Raw genomic sequence first — 20,970 nt, forward strand, 5'->3', positions numbered from 1 at the left:
GTACGTATTGTCGACCGGGCCCATCCCCCCAAAAAGGAACACTGATACGCAATGCGGACTTTGACGACGACCGAAGACTTGGCGGCCTTCTGCCAAGAGGCCCAGACCCATCCTTATGTTACGGTTGATACGGAGTTCCTGCGCGAGCGCACCTACTATTCAAAGCTGTGTTTGGTGCAACTGGCGATGCCCGGAACGGATGACAGCAATGCCGTTTTGTTGGACCCATTGTCTGAGGGCCTGTCGCTTGAACCGCTCTATGAGTTGTTTCGCGACACATCCGTGGTCAAAGTATTTCACGCAGCCCGTCAAGATCTGGAAATTTTCTTTGTTGAAGCAGGCGTGTTTCCTGAACCTTTGTTCGACACGCAAGTGGCGGCCATGGTGTGTGGTTTTGGTGAACAGGTCGGTTACGAGACGCTGGTGCGCAAAATCGCGCGTCAAGGTGTCGACAAAACATCGCGCTTTACGGATTGGTCACGCAGACCTTTGACGGATGCGCAAAAAACCTATGCTTTGGCCGACGTGACGCATCTGCGTCAGATCTACGAATTTCTGGCTGCAAAACTGGAAGAAACCGGTCGCAGCCGTTGGGTGCAAGAAGAATTGGGGATTCTAACGTCGCCTGACACGTACATTATTGCGCCTGAAAACGCATGGAAGCGCGTGAAGACGCGCACCAGCTCGCCCAAGTTCCTGTCGATTGTGCGCGAACTTGCAGCGTTCCGTGAGAGCTACGCGCAATCACGTAACATTCCACGCAACCGTGTCTTTAAAGATGACGCGCTTGTGGAATTGGCCAGCAACAAACCGAAGAATTCTGAAGATTTGGGGCGTTCGCGTCTGTTGTTGCGAGAGGCCCGTAAAGGTGACATCGCAAACGGTATCTTGGCAGCGGTCGAAACGGGTGTGAACTGCCCGCCCGACAAGATGCCTAAACCGGATCGGACACGCGAAAAATTGCAGGTTAATCCGGCATTGGCTGATTTACTGCGTGTGTTGTTGAAAGCAAAAACCGAAAGTGCCGGAGTGGCGGCAAAACTGATTGCGCCGGCTTCTGATTTGGACGCTTTGGCCGGTGGTTTGCGCGATGTGCAGGCCTTGTCCGGATGGCGGGCAGAGGTGTTTGGTGATGATGCTTTGCGTCTGTGCGAGGGCAAAATTGCCTTGGCAGCCGTGGGCAATGACGTCAAAATTGTCGAACTGGACTAAGGCGCACCCGCCTCAGTCACTCCAGTCAAAATGAATTTTAACGTGTTTTTTGAGCCGTTTAGCGTCTGCGTGTTGTGCGCACGTTGCGTGCTGCTATCACACGGATTGTGCGGACTTCGCTGAGCTGCTTGTTGGACAATTGCCGCGCCGCAACGACTGTTCGCGTGCGCTGGGTTCCGACGGCAGTGGGTGTTTCGGGGCTACGGGCTTCAAAGCGATAGGTCAGAACGCCGTCCACCGCTTCTTCTTCTTCGTTTTCGGGTGTGAGTTGGACTTGATACGCACCTTGCGTGGCCGTGATGCCCGTTGCACGGATCAAAGCGCCGCCTGAAACCCGTTCGATCACCAAACCAGTGACTTGATCAATCGGTTCGCCCAAATATTCCGCATCCCGGCGGCGCAGGTTTGAAAACAAACCGGCCTTTTGCGGGATCAGGGGATTCACGACTTTGGCCTCTTTTTGTTCAACAGGTTCCGATGTGCTGTTGCCCCAATTCCATGGGTTCACGCGGCTTTCCCGGATCGCGCCACAGGCCGTGACGGACATCAGGGAAATCAAAAGAGCAGAAGTGACAATACGCATGCGCAAAAAGCCTGTTGGTTTGTTTTCCTTTTGGTAGCCTATCGGATGGCCCTTGAAAAGCCTTTGGACAAATGGGTGTGGACCTTTGTTGCGCTGCGGCCTACCTGTGAGCGACAACAGTTTGTGAGGCGGCCATGGCAAGTGAAAGTTTCGAAGAGATCGTCGAGGATTTCGAATTCCTTGAGGATTGGGAAGACCGCTATCGGTACGTTATCGATCAGGGCAAGGAAATGCCCCCTTTGGATGATGCGCTGAAGGTCCCTGCCACCAAGGTTGATGGCTGTGCATCGCAGGTTTGGTTGCACCCGACCATTGACGGCGGTCGCATGTACTTTGACGGAGAAAGTGACGCGATGATCGTCCGTGGCCTGATTGCGGTATTACGTCGGTTGTATAACGGGCTGACTTTGAAAGAAGTTCTTGCTGTGGATGCACGTGTTGAAATGGGGCGGTTGGGCTTGAACGATCATTTGTCAGCGCAACGGTCTAATGGGTTGCGTGCTATGATTGAACGTGTGCGATCTGTGGCCCAAGCGGGGTAGGGGGCCAGCCCCCGTCCTGCGGACACCCCCGGGATATTTCAGGCGAAAAGATGCATCAAAGTTTGGAAAGTGTTGTTGCCAGATCGCCGTAGCCCGTGAAGCGCCGTTCAAACGCCAGCCCCAGTTGTGTGGCCGCGTGTTTCGCCTTTTCCGTGAGCGCCGCGTCATCCGTTTGCGCCTGATACACCAGCTTTTCGTAGTTGCCGAAGTACATATCGCGCAGTTCGGGATGACGATCCAGCCCCATGGGTTTTATCACAAATGCATCGAACTGACGTACAAGGAAATCGGTAAGGTAGAAGGTTGTGATCTCGGTCTCGCTTTGTTGTGCAAACCGGTCGTTCCCTTCAAAAAAGCTGTAGCAATGTGGACCGGCGACCATATCTACGCCCAGTTGGTCGCAGGCGGATTTCAGCAGTCCGCCAGTGCCGCAATCCGCATATACCACAAAAATTTGGGCATAGGTGTCGCGGTGCTTTTCCACAGCTTTGGTCACGTGTTCGGTGATTTTTTCAGGATAGAGGTGATACTTGGCTGGCAAACAGGTCAGATCCATATGATCCCAGCCATTAACCGCCTTTAAATCCAGAATTTCACGCGCCAATGCCCCGCAAGCAATCAGCAAAATGCGCCCGGCTTTTGTGACCGTCAGACCGTTTTCAGTCAATGTGCTGTCGTCAATATGCATAGGCCCTCCGAAAAAGCAAAACGCCTGCTCCGATGTGGCGGAACAGGCGTTTGTATTGAACTTTAGACCTGTTCAGGCAGACATTTGATTGTGTTTGCGTGACATAAAGTCTTTTGCCGTTTCAACAGCAACAGCCGCGTCACGACAATAGGCGTCTGCGCCGATCGCTTTGCCAAACTCTTCGTTCAGAGGAGCGCCGCCGACCAAAACAACATAGTCGTCGCGAATGCCTTGTTCGATCATCGTGTCGATCACAACTTTCATGTAGGGCATCGTCGTTGTCAAAAGCGCTGACATGCCAAGAATGTCGGGACCTTCTTCTTCGATCGCGGTCAGATAGTTTTCGACAGGGTTGTTGATCCCAAGATCGACAACTTCGAAACCGGCCCCTTCCATCATCATGGATACAAGGTTTTTGCCGATATCGTGAATGTCGCCTTTGACAGTACCGATGACCATTTTGCCAACACGGGGGGCGCCCGTTTCCGCCAAAAGTGGTTTCAGGATAAACATGCCGCCTTTCATCGCATTGGCTGCAAGCAACACTTCTGGTACAAACAAAATGCCGTCGCGGAAGTCGGCGCCCACAATGGTCATGCCGCCAACAAGGGCCTTGGTCAGGATGTCGTAAGGTTCCCACTTGCGTTCCAGCAAGATGTTAACACCTTCTTCGATCTCTTCTTTGAGGCCGTCATAAAGGTCGTCAAACATCTGTTGAACCAGTTCTTCGTCGTCCAGTTCTGACAGGATGATATCGTCTTCGTCTGACATGTTGTTTCCTTTGGTATAGGCCGGACCCAGTGCACCGGTTTTTTCCGTTTTGACACAATGTCGCATGTTCACTTTTCGAATTACGACATCGTCCGGTTCAATGGCGACTTGTCACATTGAATTTTTACGACGCAATGCGGGGAATGTGTGTAACCGGATGCTGTTTCCCCTAATCGTCCTTTGTGACTTGTCGCAATAAAATCATACCCTTGTCGCATCATGAACCCAAATGAAACTTGAGGGTTCATTGTCCAATATTGTTCATGTTCATTATTCGTCCTATAGATGAAGAATGACTGAATTTGATGCAAAAGGCCGTGCAGCACAAAGTAATCGGGCAGGGCGCTTTGAAACTTTGCAACGTGACGGCATTGATGATGGCTGGGGTCGTGATACGCCCCCTGTGTTGCGAACACATGTCAGGCTGGAACGCCCCCGCAGTGTTATAAGTTACAACCGCTCACCGGATTTGCCGTTTGACCGCGCCATCAATCCCTACCGTGGCTGCGAACACGGGTGCGTCTATTGTTTTGCGCGTCCAAGTCACGCCTATTTGGGCCTGTCGCCCGGTTTGGATTTTGAAAGCCGTTTGATTGCACGCCCGGACGCACCGCAAATCCTTGAACGGGAACTGGCGGTCAAATCCTACAAAGTGGCGACTCTGGCTTTGGGCACCAACACTGACCCCTATCAGGCGCTTGAGAAAACCCATGGGATAACCCGCCGCATTTTGCAGGTTTTGCAAGCCTGCCAACATCCGGTTGCCATTGTGACAAAAGGGGCTTTGATTGAACGCGACATTGACATCTTAAAGGATATGGCAACGCGTGATCTGGTGCGTGTCGGTATCTCGGTCACCACGATGGACCCGAAACTGTCACGGTTGATGGAACCGCGCGCGCCATCGCCCGCACGACGCTTGCAGATTATCGAACGCTTGGCGAACGAAGGCATTCCGGTGCGCATCATGGTTTCGCCCATGGTGCCTGCATTGTCGGATTACGATCTGGAAGCCATTTTGCAAGCGGGACGTGACGCGGGCGCTGCACATGCGTCTTGGATTATGTTGCGATTGCCCCGTGAAGTGTCGGAGCTTTTTCAAGAATGGTTGGGGACGCATTACCCTGACCGCGCGTCGCGTATTCTGGCGCGGTTGCGCGAAATGCACGGAGGAGCGCTTTATGATGCGGCATGGGGCAAGCGCATGCGCGGCGAGGGGCCGTATGCCGAAATGGTTGCCAAGCGCTTTGCGATTGCAGTGCGCCGTTTGGGGTTGAAGACGCAAGGGGCTGCATTGCGCACAGATCTGTTTCGCGCACCTGTTTTACCAGGTGCGCAAATGTCTTTGTTGTAAAATGCGTGTCTTAGGCCGAACGCCGGCGGCGTGTGCGGCGTGGCGCAGGCGTGTCGTCGCCGGTGCCATCGGAGGCAGAAGAAAAATCACCCAGTTTTGCGACGATTTCTTCCAAAGAAGGTGCCTCTTTCATCTCGCGCGTGTCCAGGGCCTCTCGCATAGCGGCAAGGTGTACCGGTTTTGTGCCACAGCATCCGCCAATGACACTTGCGCCGCATGCACGTGCCATCACAGCATAGTCCGCCATCAACGCAGGCGTGCCATCGTAGTGAATATGCCCGTCGACGTATTTGGGAATGCCGGCATTGCCTTTGGCTATGACTGGTAGAACAGCGCCGGCGGCTTTAAAGCCAAGTGCTGTACGTAACAAATCCGAAGCGCCGGTTCCACAATTGGCCCCAAACCCCAAAGGCGCGTTTGTAAGTTCATTCACCATAGACACCATGTCGGCGCTGGTCATTCCCATCATGGTGCGTCCGGCCGTGTCGAAACTCATGGTGCCACACCAGTCGATGCCTGCAAGCGCAAAACCTTCGGCCGCAGCGCGGTATTCTTCTGGCGCCGATATGGTTTCAACCCAAGCCAGATCCGCGCCACCGGCTTTCAGCCCATCTGCGGTTTCGTGGAACATCTCGACAGCCAAGGCGTGGGTCAGTTCCCCGATTGGCGCCATGATTTCCCCGGTTGGCCCGACGGATCCGGCAACGATGACTTTTCGTCCGGATGTATCTGCCACTTCGCGTCCGATTTCCGCGGCGACCCGGCTCAGTTCATGTGCACGTTTTTCTGCGCCGTGCAGTTTCAGGCGTGACGCATTGGCACCAAAAGAATTGGTCAAAAATACATCGCTGCCCGCATCCACTGCCCCTTTGTAAAGGGCATGGATTTTGGCAGGTTCATCGGTATTCCAAAGCTCCGGTGCATCGCCAGACATTAAACCCATGTCAAACAAGTTTGTTCCCGTGGCTCCATCCGCCAGCAGAACGCCTTTTTCGGCAAGCATTTGGTTGAAAATATTGGGCATTGGCAGTCCATTCTCGCGTTTGTTCTGCTTCTGCTGTCATGATGCGTGTTGTGAGGCCAGTTCATAATTTTCATCAACATTATGAAAGTTGTGTATTGCCGCCCGTGGGAAAGCAGGTTCGATTTGTACGGGGTGGTGTACTTCGCGTGCGATGTCGGCCAACCCAAACAGCAAACTGGGCTGGTTTTGGGCTGCTGCGTATCGGGGCTGCCAGCTTGGTGCGAAGGCAGATTTAAACTGGCGCAATCCTGGCCCCCCCGCGCGGGTCACGGCGATTTTAGCCGCCCATCGAAACATTGCACGAGACGGATCAGGGCAGGCGGGTGTCGCAGCAAGGCTGACCCGTGCGATCTGCGCGCTGGCTGCGGCCTGTACAGCATGTGTTACAAGGGCGTGCATGGTACCATCTGGCATTCGGCCTGTGTGGCGCATCACGTCCAAACACCATTCGTATTTGCAGCGCTGAAACGTTGCAAAGGCGACCAAATCGTCATCGCAAAATGCCAAAGCAATAAAGTGGTCGGAAAGGTAGTCCGGACAAAAGCGACCCATAGTTCCGCCGCGTGCCGACCCGTGGGCGGTCTGCCACGCAGCATCAACATGCGCCATCTGGGTCCATGGTGGATTTGTTGCGGACTGGATCATGACACCGGATTTCTGCGCAGCCCGAAGTTTGCGCCGCAGCCCGCGTCGTGCCGGAGTGTCGAGATTGAACAAGGCAGGCGTTAATAAAGCATCATCAGAGATATGCATAACAGCCCACCCCGTGGCGCGTGCGATCAATGCCGTTTTGCTGTTGCATTTGTAGATGAACGGCATGCGTCCGGTTGTTCGGGCTTCTGCGGTCAATGCAATTATGGCGGTTTGCGCATCGCCGACAATCGGATCGCAGAGTGCTGTAAGTGTTTGCCCCGTAGGCCACACTGCAATTGCGCTTTTTGCGTCCGCCAGAATGTAGCCACCGTTCTGCTTGATAACCCCAAGTTCGGAATTTGGCGCGTCTGAAAGATTGGGGATAGGGTAGGGGCCTTGGCGGGGTTTTGCGCCAAACGGAATGAACAAAGCCAGCAGAACACATGCGGCAGGACCTGCGTAGTAGACCAGTCGAAAAGCAACAATACTGGTCAGTAGCGCATCGACTGGAATCTGCGGCAGCATCGTAAACAACGCAAGTTCGAAGGGACCGACGCCGCCAGGGGTATTTGAAATCAACGCCGCCCCAAGCGCCAACAAAAATACTGGAATGAAACCGGCCAAGCCAATGGCGCTTTCAGGTGCGACGTCAGTTGGCAAAAGCACAAAAAACGCAGCGGCGGCAGCAAATGTATCCATCTTTGCCCACAACAGCAAAGCCCCCGCGGATCGCAACGTCGGAAACTGGAGCCGAACCCCGTCAAACCTGCGGGACAGTCGTTTGAATTCGAATGCTGGAAAGCGGAACAAAAGCCACGCGAAAACCGGGGCTGCCAACAGCACGCCAACTGACGGCCAAAAGGCCCAATTCGGACCCTTCAGGACGATGCTGGCCAAAGCCGTAACCATGGCCCAGCTGATCACAAAAGACAGCGACACAAACGCGGATATTTGGAACGCTTTGGGCAGGCTTAAGTCTGTTAGAATGCGCCACCGCGCGACTGCACCTGTGAATAACCCAAACCCCAGTGTTTGGGCCAAGGCAATGGCCATGGATCCGGTCCAACGGGCTTGATGATTGGGGATGCGCGTGGCAAAATGTGCATGCGCAACACCGTCATAGCGCCCCACGGCCCATAGGCTGATCACAGTCAGTGCAACCGATGCGACCCATGCCTGCCAAGTGATATGCGCCAGTTGGGCGGGCAGCGCCATGACTGTGTCTAAAGTGATTTTGGTCGACAACAAATAACCGCAGCCCAATAGAACTGCCAAAGGCACCACGGCCCGCACAGTCTTTGGCAGGACGCGTTGTTTGGTGATGGACATGGGGCGTTGGTCCCTTCGCTTGGCTTCTTCCAAGCTAGGGGACACCCGTCACCAACCCCTTAATTTCGCCCAAAAACCACTTGGGAAAACCCGTTTTGCGGGGGAACGCCTTCGGGTTTTTCGCAACAATTTAACTTAATCGAATATTCAGGCCTAAAAGCAGATTTGCATCACAGCAATTGGCCTTTTGCCTCGATCATCAGTGCAGTCATCTGGGCGCGGATCGTCTCCTCAGATGCGCGGTGTCCAAGATCACCTGCCACTTTGCGAAAGACATCTTCGTCGCCCGCTTCTTCAAAGTCGGCTTTCACCACCTCTTTGGCGTAGGCGTCTGCGTCTTCGCCGTCTTTCCCCATCAAGGCTGCAGCCCATAAACCCAAAAGTTTGTTGCGTCGGGCCTCGACCTTAAATTGCATCTCGGCGTCATGGGCGTATTTGTTTTCAAAGGCATTTTCGCGGTCATCAAAGGTGCTCATGTGGTTCTCCTTGGGTCGGTTCTTAAAAATATGGTAACGCTGAGGGCCTGCGGCAAGGGGGTTGCTTGCCCCAAACCCGCCCTTGGCGTATGAGAACGCCAGAATGGCGGGACTCACCGCCCAACCTTTGAAAGGACGCCCATGGCCCGGCGCAACAAAATCTACGAAGGCAAAGCAAAGATCATCTATGAAGGCCCCGAGGCCGGCACGATCGTGCAATATTTCAAAGATGACGCCACTGCCTTTAACGCGCAGAAAAAGGACGTCATTGAAGGCAAAGGCGTGTTGAACAACCGCCTGTGTGAATACTTCATGGTCGGTTTGAACCAGATCGGGGTGCCGACGCATTTCATTAAGCGGCTGAACATGCGTGAGCAGCTTTGCAAATCTTGTGAAATTGTGCCTTTGGAAGTGATCGTGCGCAACTATGCAGCAGGCACAATGTCAAAGCGTCTTGGGTTGGAAGAGGGCACGCAACTTCCGCGCCCTATCGTTGAATATTGCTATAAAGACGATAGTCTTGGCGATCCATTGGTCTCTGAGGAACATATCGCGGCCTTTGGTTGGGCAAGCCAGCAGGACATGGACGACATTTTGTCTTTGGCGTTGCGGGTCAACGATTTCCTGTCCGGCGTCATGTACGGTGTCGGCATCAAACTGATCGATTTCAAAATCGAGATCGGCCGCGTCTATGATGGCGACTACCAGCGTTTGATCGTGGCAGATGAGATCAGCCCGGACAGCTGCCGGTTGTGGGACATGGAAACAGGCCAGAAGCTTGATAAAGACGTCTTCCGCCGCGATCTGGGCAATCTTGCCGATGCCTATACAGAAGTGGCGACGCGTTTGGGGGTTATGCCTAAGACCTCGACGCCCATTACAAAACCTACTTTGATCAACTGATCCACTCTTAACCAACGACCATTCGGAGACGACTGACATGAAAGCACGTGTGCATGTGATGCTGAAAAACGGTGTTTTGGACCCGCAAGGCGAGGCTGTGCGCCACGCACTTGGCGCAATGGGGTTTGACGGCGTTGAAGGTGTGCGTCAGGGCAAAGTGATCGAACTGGATCTGGCCGACGGGGCCACCGAAGCGCAGGTCAAAGACATGTGTGAAAAGCTTCTGGCCAACACAGTCATCGAATCCTACAGCGTGGAGATGGGCTGATGCACGCAGCGGTTGTTGTTTTTCCGGGATCGAACTGCGACCGCGACTTGGCGGTGGCCTTCGAGGCGGCAGGCGCCAAGGTGTCGATGGTGTGGCATAAAGACACGAAACTGCCTGACGGCGTCGACATTGTCGGCGTTCCGGGCGGCTTTTCGTTTGGCGACTATCTGCGCTGTGGCGCGATTGCCGCGAACTCGCCCATCTGTCGTGAAATTGTCAGCCATACCGAAAAGGGTGGCTATGCCGTGGGCATCTGCAACGGCTTTCAGGTTTTGACCGAAACCGGTATTCTACCTGGGGCTTTGCTGCGCAATGCCGGCTTGAAGTACATCTGCAAAACCGTTGGTTTAAAAGTAGAAACGTCGCAAAGCGCCTACACCGAAGGGTACAACGCTGGCGATGTGATCGACATTCCAATTGCGCACCACGATGGCAACTACTTTGCCGAGGATGACGTGATTGCGCAGCTGAAAGGCGAAGACCGGATTGCCTTCACCTACACCGACACACCAAACGGCGCGAAAGCCGATATTGCGGGCATTCTATCTGCAAATCGTCGTGTTCTTGGCATGATGCCTCACCCAGAACGCGCAGCGGATGCGGGGCATGGTGGCACTGATGGACAGGCGCTTTTCCGCGCGTTGACGGGCGCGTTGACGCCTGCGTAACTTGAGACTGGGACTTAGGCGGGTTACGTTGCCCGCCATGGTCAGTGAACGCGTTTTCAGTAAGAACAAAGCCATCAGCTGGCGGGTGCGTCTGGCGCTTGCGTTGTTGCTGGTGTTGGCTGTCGCCACAATCTCAATCACCAACAGATTGTTGACGGACCGCTTCACTGAGACCACGCGCAACCGTGCGGAACTGCGTTTGGCGTTGTATTCCGGCAACCTGCAGGCTGAATTGCGTCAGAACTCTATCGTTCCGCAACTCTTGTCGCGTGACCCCACGTTGTTGGGGGCTTTGAATTCTTCGGATTATTCCCGGTCAACGCAGCGGTTGCTGTCTTTTGTGGAGGAAATCGGGGCGGCGTCTTTGACGCTTTTGGATCGGGACGGCCGCACTGTAGCTGCAACGGACCGGAATTTGCTTGGGTCCAACCACGGCTCAAAGCCCTATTTTCTGGATGCTTTACGCGGATCAGGTACGATTTTCACGGTGGGTCAGCGTGAAAGTGGCGGGTACCGGTTTACACATTCGCGGCGCATGCAAGCGGGCGGGGACACTTTGGGTGTCATCCTGGTCGAAGTGGATTTGCAAAAATTCGAACGCGCCTGGGCGGGAATTTCGGATGCTTTGATCGTGACCGACAGCACAGGCACGATCATTTTGTCAACGGAACCGCGCTGGCGGGGGCGCACCGAAGAAGACGCCTTGGCGCGGCAAAACCCACAAAGCGCCATTCAACGCGCCATTCAGGCGACCGCAGATTGGACGGCTTTGCCCCCCGACGCTTATGTGCAGGGCGAAGCTGTGATGCGTTTGGAAAACAAGATTCCGTTTCGGGGCTGGCGCATGAAATCATTCACCACCTACGCCTCTGTGCGCGAGCGGGTGAACGGGGTTTTGGCGATCGAGATTATGGGGTTTGCGATTCTGCTGGCGCTGGCGTTCTATTTCTTAAGCCGGCGCACGGCGGGGCGCATGGCATTTGTGCAGCGCGAGTCGGCAGAGCTTCGCCAGTTGAACGCGCGTCTCCAGCGGGAAATCGCCGAACGACAAAGGGTGCAAGAGACCTTGGCCGTGGCGGAACAGACCCTTGAACAATCCAGCAAACTGGCGGCGTTAGGCGAAATGTCTGCGGCCGTTTCACATGAGCTGAACCAGCCGCTGGCCGCGATGAAGACCTATCTTGCGGGAGCGCGTTTGTTGCTTAATCGCAATCGCCCGGATGAAGCCCTTTCGTCCTTTGGTCGCATCGATGATCTGATTGAGCGCATGGGCGCCATCACCCGTCAGCTTAAGTCGTATGCGCGTAAGGGTGCAGAGACGCTTTCCCCTGTAAACATGGCCGATGCGCTGGCGTCCAGCCTATCCATGATGGAGCCGCAACTGCGTCAGCGTCAGGTCGAAATCAGTCGTATATTGCCCGATCAACCGGTGCTTGTCATGGGGGATCGTATGCGTATCGAACAGGTCATGGTGAACCTGTTGCGCAATGCATTGGATGCCACCAAGGCTGCGCGCCATCCGCATGTCGATATCATCCTGTCTGCCGGCGAAACCGCCACCCTGACGGTGCGTGACAATGGTGAAGGCATCGCGGACCTCGACAGCCTTTTTGAGCCCTTCTACACCACCAAGCAGCCCGGTGACGGCGTTGGGCTGGGCCTTGCCATTTCATCAGGCATCGTCAACGATTTGGGGGGACGTCTCACAGCCCGCGACGGTCAACAGGGGGGGGCAGTGTTTGAAATGAAGCTTCCCATATTGACCGAACAAGAAGGCGAGATGATAGCCAAAACGATGCCACCTGCTGGCATGACCATGCACCCGTTTGGTAAAAATCAGGCGGCGGAATAGGAAGACAAAAGATCATGACCCAAGCTATGAAAATCGCGATCGTCGACGACGAACAGGATATGCGTCAATCCATCAGCCAGTGGTTGGCTTTGTCGGGCTACGACACAGAAACATTTGCCAGCGCGGAAGACGCGTTGAAAATTCTTGGTCCCGAATATCCGGGCATTGTCATTTCCGACATCAAGATGCCCGGCATGGACGGGATGCAGTTTTTGAAAAAACTTATGGGCCACGATAGTGCTTTGCCTGTCATCATGATCACCGGTCACGGTGATGTTCCGATGGCTGTTGAGGCCATGCGTGTCGGTGCCTTTGATTTCCTTGAAAAACCTTTCAATCCTGATCGCATGAGCCAATTGGCGAAGAAAGCCACCAACGCCCGCCGTCTTGTCATGGACAACCGTATGTTGCGCCGCGAGCTGTCTGACGGCGGCCAGTTGATGAAAAAACTGATTGGCCAGTCGCCCGTCATGGAGCGCCTGCGCGAAGATATTCTGGACCTTGGTCAAGCTGATGGGCACGTATTGATCGATGGCGAAACCGGCACAGGCAAAACGCTTGTGGCGCATGCGCTGCATGCCGTGGGATCACGCGCGGGCAAGAAATTCGTGTTGGTCAATTGCTCTGCCTTGGAAGAAGAGGTGCTGTCGAAGCGCCTTTTTGGTCCGATGTTGCCCGAAGACACGCAATTGCCTGCTGTTGAAGAGGCCCGCGGTGGCACGCTTGTGTTGGAGGACATCGAAGCGTTGTCCGAAACCCTGCAGGCCCGCCTGCTGAGTGTCATCAACGATCAAGGCACCCCCGCAGAGACTCGCATCGTGGGCATTTCCAACATGCAAGAAGCGGGTCGCACATGCGAAGACGCGCTGCGCCCTGATTTGTTCTACCGTTTGGCCGCATTGAAGATCACTGTTCCGCCGTTGCGCCAGCGTGGCGAAGATATTCTGACTTTGTTTACCCGTCTGAGTGAGCAGTTTTCCGAAGAATATGGCTGTGATGCCCCCAAAGTGTCTGCCCAAGAGGCAGCACAGCTTTTGCAGGCCCCTTGGCCCGGAAATGTGCGTCAACTGATCAATGTCGCGGAACGCGCGGTGCTGCAAGAGCGTCGCGGGTCGGGCACCATCGCGTCGTTGTTGATGTCGGATCACGAAGAAATGCAGCCCGTCATGACCACCGAAGGCAAGCCTTTGAAGGAATATGTTGAAGCCTTTGAGCGCATGCTGATCGACAACACCATGCGCCGTCATAAAGGGTCCATCGCCTCTGTTATGGATGAGCTGTGTTTGCCGCGCCGTACTTTGAATGAAAAAATGGCCAAATACGGTTTGCAGCGTTCCGATTATCTTTAGCCGCGTGGTGCAGTGAACTGCACCTTACATGTGTGTTTCTGATCTTGGGCGCAGGTTCGGAGGGTGTCATGGGGCGCTGCCCCAAACCCCGAAGTATTTTGAGCGAAAGGAAACAGGGCCAACCTAAGATTGTCTTTTCCTTTTCTCTTTGGTGTCGAATATCTGTCTCTGTCGGACATTGCCCATTGTATTTGGTTTGTGTTTCCACTTATCTAAAGGGATAGGTAGACTGACACGGTATCGCGTCAGCACCGATATATGAGTTTCGCTGTTCTGGACACCGGATGGCTGCGGCAAGGCCCAGTCCCCAAGACCAGACAGACCGATTGGACCCGGCGACGGGTCATGAGAACGCTGACGAAATGAGTTTTCATTTCGCGGCAAATAATGGATGCGCTGGCTGCGGGGACCTTCCCCGAAGCACTGCGCGTCGGAGAAGAAACGCGATGACGCGCGCGACGATATTGAGACACAGAGCAGGGGGCCTTTCGGCCTTCGCATGTGCTGCGCCGTCCCCAATCGCCCTGACAAGACACATCCCTAAAGTTGCCGCTCCTCCGGGGAGGCCGCTTCTACGTTTGTGCAAACGGACACCATGCCTAAGAAAATGCTTATCGATGCCACCCACGCGGAAGAAACGCGTGTCGTGGTCGTTGACGACAACAAGGTCGAAGAATTCGACTTTGAATCGGAAAACAAACGCCAGCTTGCTGGCAATATTTACCTCGCAAAAGTAACCCGTGTTGAGCCGTCCTTGCAGGCGGCCTTTGTTGACTATGGCGGCAATCGCCATGGTTTCCTGGCGTTCAGCGAGATCCACCCTGATTATTATCAGATCCCCGTCGCGGACCGTGAGGCCCTGATGGAGGAAGAGCGTGCCTATGCCGAAGCGCAAAAGGCCCGCGAAGAAGAAGACGACAAGCCCAAACGTTCGCGGTCCCGCTCGCGCAGCCGTTCGCGCAGCAAGTCAAAAGCTGAAGATGTCGCGTCGGACGACGCCGTCGTCACCGCTGAGGTCGAAAGCGATGAGATCAAGGGCATGGAAACCATTGATCTGGATGATGCGTCCGAGGATTCTGCTGCTGTTGTCGAAGAGGGCTCGTCTCCGATGGAGACAGTCAAGGAAACCCCTGTTGAGACCCCTGATGCGTCTGAAACAGAAGACGATGCACCCGTTGCTGACGTTTCTGACGAAACAGCAGAGGACGCTGAAACCGACGATGCGTCAGATGCTGAGGATGACGATGGCGAAGAAGCAAAAGGCGCCGACGCCACATCCAAAGATGACAGCATTGAATCTGTTGCTGATGAAGACGATAGCGAAGACATTCGCCCAGTGCGCAAGCCACGCCCACGTCGCTACAAAATTCAGGAAGTTGTTAAAGTCCGCCAGATTTTGCTGGTGCAGGTCGTCAAGGAAGAGCGCGGCAACAAAGGCGCTGCCCTGACCACATATTTGTCATTGGCCGGTCGTTATTGCGTTTTGATGCCAAACACGGCGCGTGGTGGTGGCATTTCACGCAAGATCACCAATGCAGCCGACCGCAAGAAACTGAAAGAAATCGCCAACGAGATCGAAGTGCCAACTGGCGCGGGTCTGATTGTGCGCACCGCAGGTGCGAAACGCACCAAGGCCGAGATCAAACGCGACTATGAATATCTACTGCGTCTTTGGGAACAAATCCGCGAGCTGACCCTGAAATCTATCGCCCCGGCGAAGATCTACGAGGAAGGCGACCTGATCAAACGGTCTATCCGTGATCTGTACAACCGCGACATCGACGAAGTCTTTGTGGAAGGTGAACGCGGCTACCGCATCGCCAAGGACTTCATGAAGATGATCATGCCGTCCCACGCCAAAAACGTGAAACGCTATGAAGACACGCTGCCCTTGTTCGCCCGCTATCAGGTGGAAAGCTATCTGGCAGGCATGTTCAATCCGACTGTGCAGCTGAAATCCGGTGGCTACATCGTGATCGGTGTCACCGAAGCGCTTGTGGCGATTGACGTGAACTCTGGTCGGGCCACCAAAGAAGGCTCAATTGAGGAAACCGCGACCAAGACCAACTTGGAAGCTGCCGAAGAAGTCGCGCGCCAATTGCGTCTGCGTGACCTTGCAGGTCTGATCGTCATCGACTTTATTGACATGGACGAGCGTAAGAATAACGCCGCTGTTGAAAAGCGCATGAAAGACAAGCTGAAGACAGACCGCGCACGCATTCAGGTGGGCCGTATTTCCGGCTTTGGCCTGATGGAAATGTCGCGCCAGCGTCTGCGTCCGGGCATGATCGAAGCGACAACACAGCCATGTCCTGCCTGCCACGGCACGGGTTTGATCCGGTCCGATGACAACCTTGCGCTGTCAATTTTGCGCCAGATCGAAGAAGAAGGCACCCGCCGTCGTTCTCGTGAAGTGTTGGTGCGTTGCCCGGTTGGCATTGCCAATTTCTTGATGAACCAAAAGCGTGAACACATCGCTCAGATCGAAGCGCGGTATGGCATGTCTGTACGGATTGAAGGTGATCCTACGCTGATCAGCCCCGATTTCAGCCTTGAGAAATTCAAGACGGCGACGCGCCGTGTGCCTGAAGCATCTGCGGCGGTTGTGTCGGTTGATACATCCATTATGGACAAAATCGACGAAGCGGATGCCGCTGCCGCAGACAAAGCGGAAGCCGCTGAAACCGAAGCAGAAGCCAAAGAAAGCACAGACGGGACAGCCGCTACAACTGAGGATGGAGAAGCGAAACCCAAACGCCGCCGCCGTCGTCGTCGTCGTCGCAAATCGTCGTCCCAAGACGGTGAAAACGGGTCCGATGCAAATGCAGAAGACGCGACCATCGAAGGCGAGGGCACTCAAGCCGATGCACCTGCAAAACCCGCAGACGCACCGGTAGAGGCGCAAGCTGAAGGCGCAACACCCCAAGAGCCCAAGGCGGAAGCGCCAGCATCTGATGCTCCGGCTACGGAAGAGGTCGCAGCGGAAGAAAAGCCCGCAAAGCCGAAACGCACGCGTGCGCCGCGTAAAACGGCGGCTCAAAAGGCGGCAGAGGCCGAAGCGAAAGCTGCAGCTGCGGATGGTGCAGAAGCAGCACCTGAAGCAGAGGCGAAGCCGGAAAAGGCCGAAAAGCCGAAACGTGCCCGTGCGCCGCGTAAAACAGCGGCTCAAAAGGCAGCCGAGGCCGCAGCAGCCGCAGAGGCGGCACAAGCACCTGTTGTTGCGGAAAGTGCTGCCGAGGCCGCACCAGAACCGGTTGCAGAGATCACTCCTGAGCCTGTTGTTGAAGCTGCCCCGGAACCCGTTGCTGAAACGCCAGCCCCGGCGCCGGAACCTGTTGTTGCACAAGCCGCACCAGAACCGGAACCCAAAGCAGAAGAACCGCCAAAGCCGAAACGGCGCGGGTGGTGGTCCTTGGGGTCCAAATAGGCTTTAATATGTTTTGACAGATAAAAAGGCGGATCCGGTAAGGGTCCGCCTTTTTTTGTTGTCACGCCCGCAAAAAGCTAGCCTGCCTTGCGGATCACATAGGCTTGAACACCATCTTGGTCGCTGCAAGACACCAGGACATGGCCGGCTTCCATGCAGAACATAGGCACATCAACAATAGCAGCAGGATCGTCTGCCAGCATGGTCAACTGCGCACCGATCGCCAGCTTTTGCAGGCGTTTGCGGGCTTTGAGAACGGGAAGGGGGCACAACAACCCCAACGCATCAAGTGTGTGTATGTCATCGGTCATAGAAGGCAGATAGGTCCAATGTTTCACCCTGTCCACAAGGTTGTGACCGGCATCTGCGTGACGCGTTGGAAATAATCGCCTAAGAGGGTGCAATGTTTGGAATAGAAATCATCGACGCAGGGCTTGTGCCTGCCATGCTTGTGGCTTTGACTGCGGGTATCATCAGCTTTCTCAGCCCCTGCGTACTGCCCATCGTGCCGCCTTATCTGGCCTACATGAGCGGGATGAGCGTCGGTGATATGACCAGTCAGGACGCTGACCGTCGCAAGACCATCGTGACGGCGCTGTTTTTTGTCATGGGCTTAAGCACTGTGTTTTTGATCCTTGGATTTGCAGCATCAGCTTTCGGGATATTTTTCCTGCAAAATCAGATACTTTTCGCGCAAATCTCAGGTGTGGTGATCATCGTTTTTGGCCTGCATTTTGTGGGGGTTTTCCGGATCCCGTTTCTGGACCAAGAGGCGCGGATTGAGGCGGGGGATCAGGGTGGTTCGTCGTTTGGTGCTTACGTTCTCGGGCTTGCCTTCGCGTTCGGGTGGACACCATGCATCGGGCCGCAATTGGGTGCGATCCTGTCGTTGGCGGCCTCCGAAGGGTCCGTGGCGCGCGGCACGTTGTTGTTGGGCATTTATGCGGCCGGGTTGGGCATCCCGTTTTTGCTGGCCGCCATTTTCATCAGCCGTGCCATGGGGGTGATGAACAAGATCAAGCGCCACATGGTCATGATTGAGCGGTGCATGGGGGCGTTGCTCATTTTGGTAGGTCTTGCGATGGTCACGGGGGCTTTCACGTCGATGGCGTTCTGGCTGCTTGAAACCTTCCCCGCATTGGCTGAATTTGGTTGATCCCAAGCCCTAGTTTTGCCCCAAATTCTCGTTAAGATGCACCCGAACAAAGGTGCGTCGATGAGCAGTGACAGCCCACAATTGAACAAGCAGCCGGCGCATAAGCAACCGGTCAAACGGCGCCGGGTGTTCTACATTCCGGGCTATGATCCTATTCATCCGCGTCGCTACCGCGAATTGTACCGATCAGAAGGGCGCGATCAGGCGCAGATCAGTGGTTATGACATCGCGTTGAAGCCGAAAGTGGGCAAAGGCAACTACGGCTGGCAGGTTGATGCGACCATCGACGGCGAAGACGTGCATGCGGATGTCGAAGTGCTTGTGTGGTCCGATATTGTGCGGGGCAGTATGGCCACGTCGATTCCGGCCACGTATTGGCAGATGATCCGCACCGCTTGGGAATACATTGGGTCCGGTGCGCTGCGGCGGTTGATGCGGTTGCGCAAGGGGCCGGTGATCGCGGCTCTTTATCCAGTCGGCATGTTAATCGTGCAATTGCTAGTGGCGCTTTTTGCCTTTTATGGTGCGGGCACTGTGATCGCAGAAGCCGCGTTTTTGCTGGAAGAGGCCATTTATGGCCCTGTGGTGATCTGGCCGCGTTGGTTCGAAGAAACACTTGTCTTGGCCGTCGTGGGTGGGTGCCTTGCCTTCTGGCTGGTGTTGCGCTGGTTCAAGAAAAACGACGGCAAGTTCTTTGTCTATTACCTGATGCATGACTATGCCTATTCGGCAGCGTCTAAGGGTGAAAACCCACCTGAGCTTGAAACCCGTATGGCGGAATTTCAGTCCACGATTGCGCAGGCCTTGCGGGATGACGTGGACGAGGTGCTGGTGGTTGGTCATTCCTCTGGTGCGCATCTGGGCGTCTCTATTCTATCGGATTTGATCCGGGCAGGGGCGGTTCCACAGCAAGGACCAAAGCTGGCGTTTCTATCTTTGGGGCAGGTGGTGCCGATGGTGTCCTTCTTGCGCCACGCACATCGTTTGCGCGCTGATTTGCAGTTTTTGTCGACGCAGGACGCGTTGACGTGGGTGGATGTAACGGCGCCCGGTGACGGTTGCGCCTTTGCCTTGTGTGATCCTGTATCGGTGTCTGGTGTGGCCCCCGATGGCAAAATCTGGCCTTTGGTGTTTTCTGCACGGTTCACACAAAGCCTAAGCCCCCAGCGTTGGAAGTCATTGCGTTGGAAGTTCTTTCGCTTGCACTTTCAGTATCTGTGCGCCTTTGATCGCCCCAAGGACTACGATTATTTCCAGATCACAGCCGGCCCCGTCTTACTGTCAGAGCGCTACAAGGACAGACCACCGTCGAAATCCCGCATTGATCATGCTGTGTCCAAATTCACGTCAGTGATGCCATGACCCAGCCCCCGAAACCCCCAAGCCGCCCCAACAAAGTGTCGCTTTGGCAGTATATGAAGCTGTTTCGGCAGGACATTCTGTCGGCACAACCTGCGCGGCTTTATCGGGCGTGGATGGCCGAATTCCGCACGCCCTTCTTTCGCAGCTACATGGTGAACCAGCCAAAGCTTGTGAAAGAAGTGTTAAAGACCCGGCCCGATGATTTCCCAAAATCCGACAGGATCGGCGAAGGTTTGCGTCCGTTGCTGGGCAATTCGGTGTTTCTGACCAACGGCGACACATGGAAACGCCAACGCCGTATCATTGATCCTGCTTTCGAAGGGGGGCGGGTGCGCGAGACCTTTGGCGCGATGTGGGACGCGGCAGAAGCGGCGGCGCACAGGTTGGATGCGGTGGCGGGGCAAACCGTCGAAATCGAAAGCGAAACCAGCCATGCCGCGGCAGATGTGATTTTTCGCACGCTGTTTTCCATACCCATCGAACACGCTGTAGCACGCGATGTGTTTGAGGAATTCCGCATCTACCAACGCAGTCAGCCCATATTGAACATTGCGGCCTTCGTGCCGTTGCCGCGGTGGATGCCGCGTCTGTTTCGCCGTGACACGCGCGCCAGTGCTGCGCGTATTCGGGCGCTGATCACGCAATTGACCCAAACCCGCATGGCGGAAATTGATGCGGGCACTGCGCCTGCGGACTTGGCGACAAAGATCATGACCACAACGGACCCCGAAACGGGGGACCGGTTTGACACCGATGAAATGGTGGATCAGGTCGCGATCTTCTTTTTGGCAGGCCATGAAACCAGCGCATCTGCTTTGGCTTGGGCGCTGTATCTGATGGCGCAGTTCCCCGACTGGCAGGACCGGTTGGCTGCAGAAGCACAGGCGATGCAGGACTGCGATTTTGCTGTGATGTCAAAGCTGCGCCTGTCGCGGGATGTGTTTCGCGAAACTTTGCGCTTGTATCCACCGGTGCCAATGATGGTGCGCGAGACCAAGTGCCCCGAGATGTTTCGCGAACGCGCCGTTCCAAAACGCAGCCAAGTGGTGCTGAGCCCGTGGCATCTGCACCGTCATGAACGACTGTGGGAGCGGCCTGATGATTTTGATCCGGATCGCTGGCAAACAGAGAATGGCAAGCAATGCGGACGCGACGCCTATATTCCCTTTTCGGAAGGGGCGCGGGTTTGTCCGGGGGCCGGGTTTGCGATGATCGAAGGGCCTTTGTTGCTATCGCGTATATTGCGCGACTTCCGGATCAGCTATGAAGAAGACACGCCCCCTGTGCCTGTGGCGCATCTGACGGTGCGGTCCAAGTCGGGTATTCGTCTGAAGATTGTCCGCCGCTAACATATACCAATTCGGCGCGGGTTG

General features: G+C 55.2%; 19 protein-coding genes. 12 read left to right on the forward strand and 7 right to left on the reverse strand.

Annotation, left to right across the window (positions count from 1 at the left end):
• The first annotated feature begins 51 nt into the window (after positions 1-51).
• Positions 52-1,212, forward strand: coding sequence for a ribonuclease D (gene rnd / locus ASD8599_RS09040; protein WP_108828224.1), 1,161 nt, complete (start codon positions 52-54; stop codon positions 1,210-1,212).
• Positions 1,213-1,270: 58 nt separating this feature from the next.
• On the opposite strand, the gene ASD8599_RS09045 is transcribed toward rnd, so the two are convergent.
• Entirely contained in the window at positions 1,271-1,795 is a 525-nt protein-coding gene (locus ASD8599_RS09045) for a hypothetical protein (protein WP_108828225.1), read from the reverse strand.
• Positions 1,796-1,929: 134 nt separating this feature from the next.
• Between ASD8599_RS09045 and ASD8599_RS09050 the strand changes: the two genes are divergently transcribed.
• Positions 1,930-2,337 carry a SufE family protein gene (locus tag ASD8599_RS09050; protein ID WP_108828226.1) on the forward strand — a complete coding sequence of 136 codons (408 nt, stop codon included), beginning with the start codon at positions 1,930-1,932 and terminating at the stop codon, positions 2,335-2,337.
• Positions 2,338-2,392: 55 nt separating this feature from the next.
• Here ASD8599_RS09050 and ASD8599_RS09055 read toward each other — a convergent pair whose 3' ends face one another.
• Both ASD8599_RS09055 and ASD8599_RS09060 read right to left on the reverse strand, forming a co-directional pair.
• On the reverse strand, positions 2,393-3,025 hold the full coding sequence (locus ASD8599_RS09055; RefSeq protein WP_108828227.1) for a DUF1638 domain-containing protein: 633 nt from the start codon (positions 3,023-3,025) through the stop codon (positions 2,393-2,395).
• 72 nt (positions 3,026-3,097) lie between these two features.
• Positions 3,098-3,796, reverse strand: coding sequence for a corrinoid protein (locus ASD8599_RS09060; protein ID WP_108830091.1), 699 nt, complete (start codon positions 3,794-3,796; stop codon positions 3,098-3,100).
• A 292-nt stretch (positions 3,797-4,088) separates the two neighbouring features.
• Between ASD8599_RS09060 and ASD8599_RS09065 the strand changes: the two genes are divergently transcribed.
• Entirely contained in the window at positions 4,089-5,150 is a 1,062-nt protein-coding gene (locus ASD8599_RS09065) for a PA0069 family radical SAM protein (protein ID WP_108828228.1), read from the forward strand.
• 10 nt (positions 5,151-5,160) lie between these two features.
• Here ASD8599_RS09065 and bmt read toward each other — a convergent pair whose 3' ends face one another.
• The 3 genes from bmt to ASD8599_RS09080 form a co-directional block, all read right to left on the reverse strand.
• Positions 5,161-6,174 (reverse strand): betaine--homocysteine S-methyltransferase, encoded by a 1,014-nt coding sequence (bmt, locus tag ASD8599_RS09070; RefSeq protein ID WP_108828229.1) that lies wholly within the window; start codon positions 6,172-6,174, stop codon positions 5,161-5,163.
• A gap of 36 nt (positions 6,175-6,210) precedes the next feature.
• Positions 6,211-8,136, reverse strand: coding sequence for a phosphatidylglycerol lysyltransferase domain-containing protein (locus tag ASD8599_RS09075; protein ID WP_108828230.1), 1,926 nt, complete (start codon positions 8,134-8,136; stop codon positions 6,211-6,213).
• A 170-nt stretch (positions 8,137-8,306) separates the two neighbouring features.
• A complete protein-coding gene (locus ASD8599_RS09080; RefSeq protein WP_108828231.1) occupies positions 8,307-8,612 on the reverse strand; it encodes a DUF1476 domain-containing protein in 306 nt (101 codons plus the stop codon).
• A 141-nt stretch (positions 8,613-8,753) separates the two neighbouring features.
• Here ASD8599_RS09080 and purC point away from each other — a divergent pair, with 141 nt between their 5' ends.
• From purC to ASD8599_RS09110, 6 genes are all read left to right on the forward strand, one after another.
• Positions 8,754-9,515 carry a phosphoribosylaminoimidazolesuccinocarboxamide synthase gene (purC, locus tag ASD8599_RS09085; protein WP_108828232.1) on the forward strand — a complete coding sequence of 254 codons (762 nt, stop codon included), beginning with the start codon at positions 8,754-8,756 and terminating at the stop codon, positions 9,513-9,515.
• 37 nt (positions 9,516-9,552) lie between these two features.
• On the forward strand, positions 9,553-9,783 hold the full coding sequence (gene purS, locus ASD8599_RS09090) for a phosphoribosylformylglycinamidine synthase subunit PurS (protein WP_108828233.1): 231 nt from the start codon (positions 9,553-9,555) through the stop codon (positions 9,781-9,783).
• Positions 9,783-10,451, forward strand: a complete 669-nt coding sequence (gene purQ / locus ASD8599_RS09095) for a phosphoribosylformylglycinamidine synthase subunit PurQ (protein ID WP_108828234.1) — start codon at positions 9,783-9,785, stop codon at positions 10,449-10,451. The genes purS and purQ overlap by 1 nt, the downstream gene beginning before the upstream one ends.
• 37 nt (positions 10,452-10,488) lie before the next feature.
• Complete coding sequence (locus ASD8599_RS09100) at positions 10,489-12,303, forward strand: sensor histidine kinase (RefSeq protein WP_108828235.1); 1,815 nt, start codon at positions 10,489-10,491, stop codon at positions 12,301-12,303.
• Positions 12,304-12,317: 14 nt separating this feature from the next.
• Positions 12,318-13,652, forward strand: coding sequence for a sigma-54-dependent transcriptional regulator (locus ASD8599_RS09105; protein WP_108828236.1), 1,335 nt, complete (start codon positions 12,318-12,320; stop codon positions 13,650-13,652).
• A gap of 595 nt (positions 13,653-14,247) precedes the next feature.
• Positions 14,248-17,079, forward strand: coding sequence for an Rne/Rng family ribonuclease (locus ASD8599_RS09110; protein WP_108828237.1), 2,832 nt, complete (start codon positions 14,248-14,250; stop codon positions 17,077-17,079).
• 77 nt (positions 17,080-17,156) lie between these two features.
• Here the strand turns inward: ASD8599_RS09110 and ASD8599_RS09115 are convergent, their stop codons facing one another.
• On the reverse strand, positions 17,157-17,390 hold the full coding sequence (locus tag ASD8599_RS09115; protein ID WP_108828238.1) for a sulfurtransferase TusA family protein: 234 nt from the start codon (positions 17,388-17,390) through the stop codon (positions 17,157-17,159).
• Between the two features lie 92 nt (positions 17,391-17,482).
• Between ASD8599_RS09115 and ASD8599_RS09120 the strand changes: the two genes are divergently transcribed.
• The 3 genes from ASD8599_RS09120 to ASD8599_RS09130 are packed head-to-tail and all read left to right on the forward strand — an operon-like array spanning position 17,483 to position 20,946.
• Positions 17,483-18,235, forward strand: coding sequence for a cytochrome c biogenesis CcdA family protein (locus ASD8599_RS09120; RefSeq protein ID WP_108828239.1), 753 nt, complete (start codon positions 17,483-17,485; stop codon positions 18,233-18,235).
• A gap of 60 nt (positions 18,236-18,295) precedes the next feature.
• Complete coding sequence (locus ASD8599_RS09125; RefSeq protein WP_108828240.1) at positions 18,296-19,597, forward strand: hypothetical protein; 1,302 nt, start codon at positions 18,296-18,298, stop codon at positions 19,595-19,597.
• Positions 19,594-20,946: a cytochrome P450 gene (locus ASD8599_RS09130; RefSeq protein ID WP_108828241.1), complete on the forward strand. Its 1,353-nt coding sequence runs from the start codon at positions 19,594-19,596 to the stop codon at positions 20,944-20,946. The genes ASD8599_RS09125 and ASD8599_RS09130 overlap by 4 nt, the downstream gene beginning before the upstream one ends.
• Positions 20,947-20,970 lie beyond the last annotated feature (24 nt).

This window comes from Ascidiaceihabitans donghaensis (assembly GCF_900302465.1).
Classification (GTDB): domain Bacteria; phylum Pseudomonadota; class Alphaproteobacteria; order Rhodobacterales; family Rhodobacteraceae; genus Ascidiaceihabitans; species Ascidiaceihabitans donghaensis.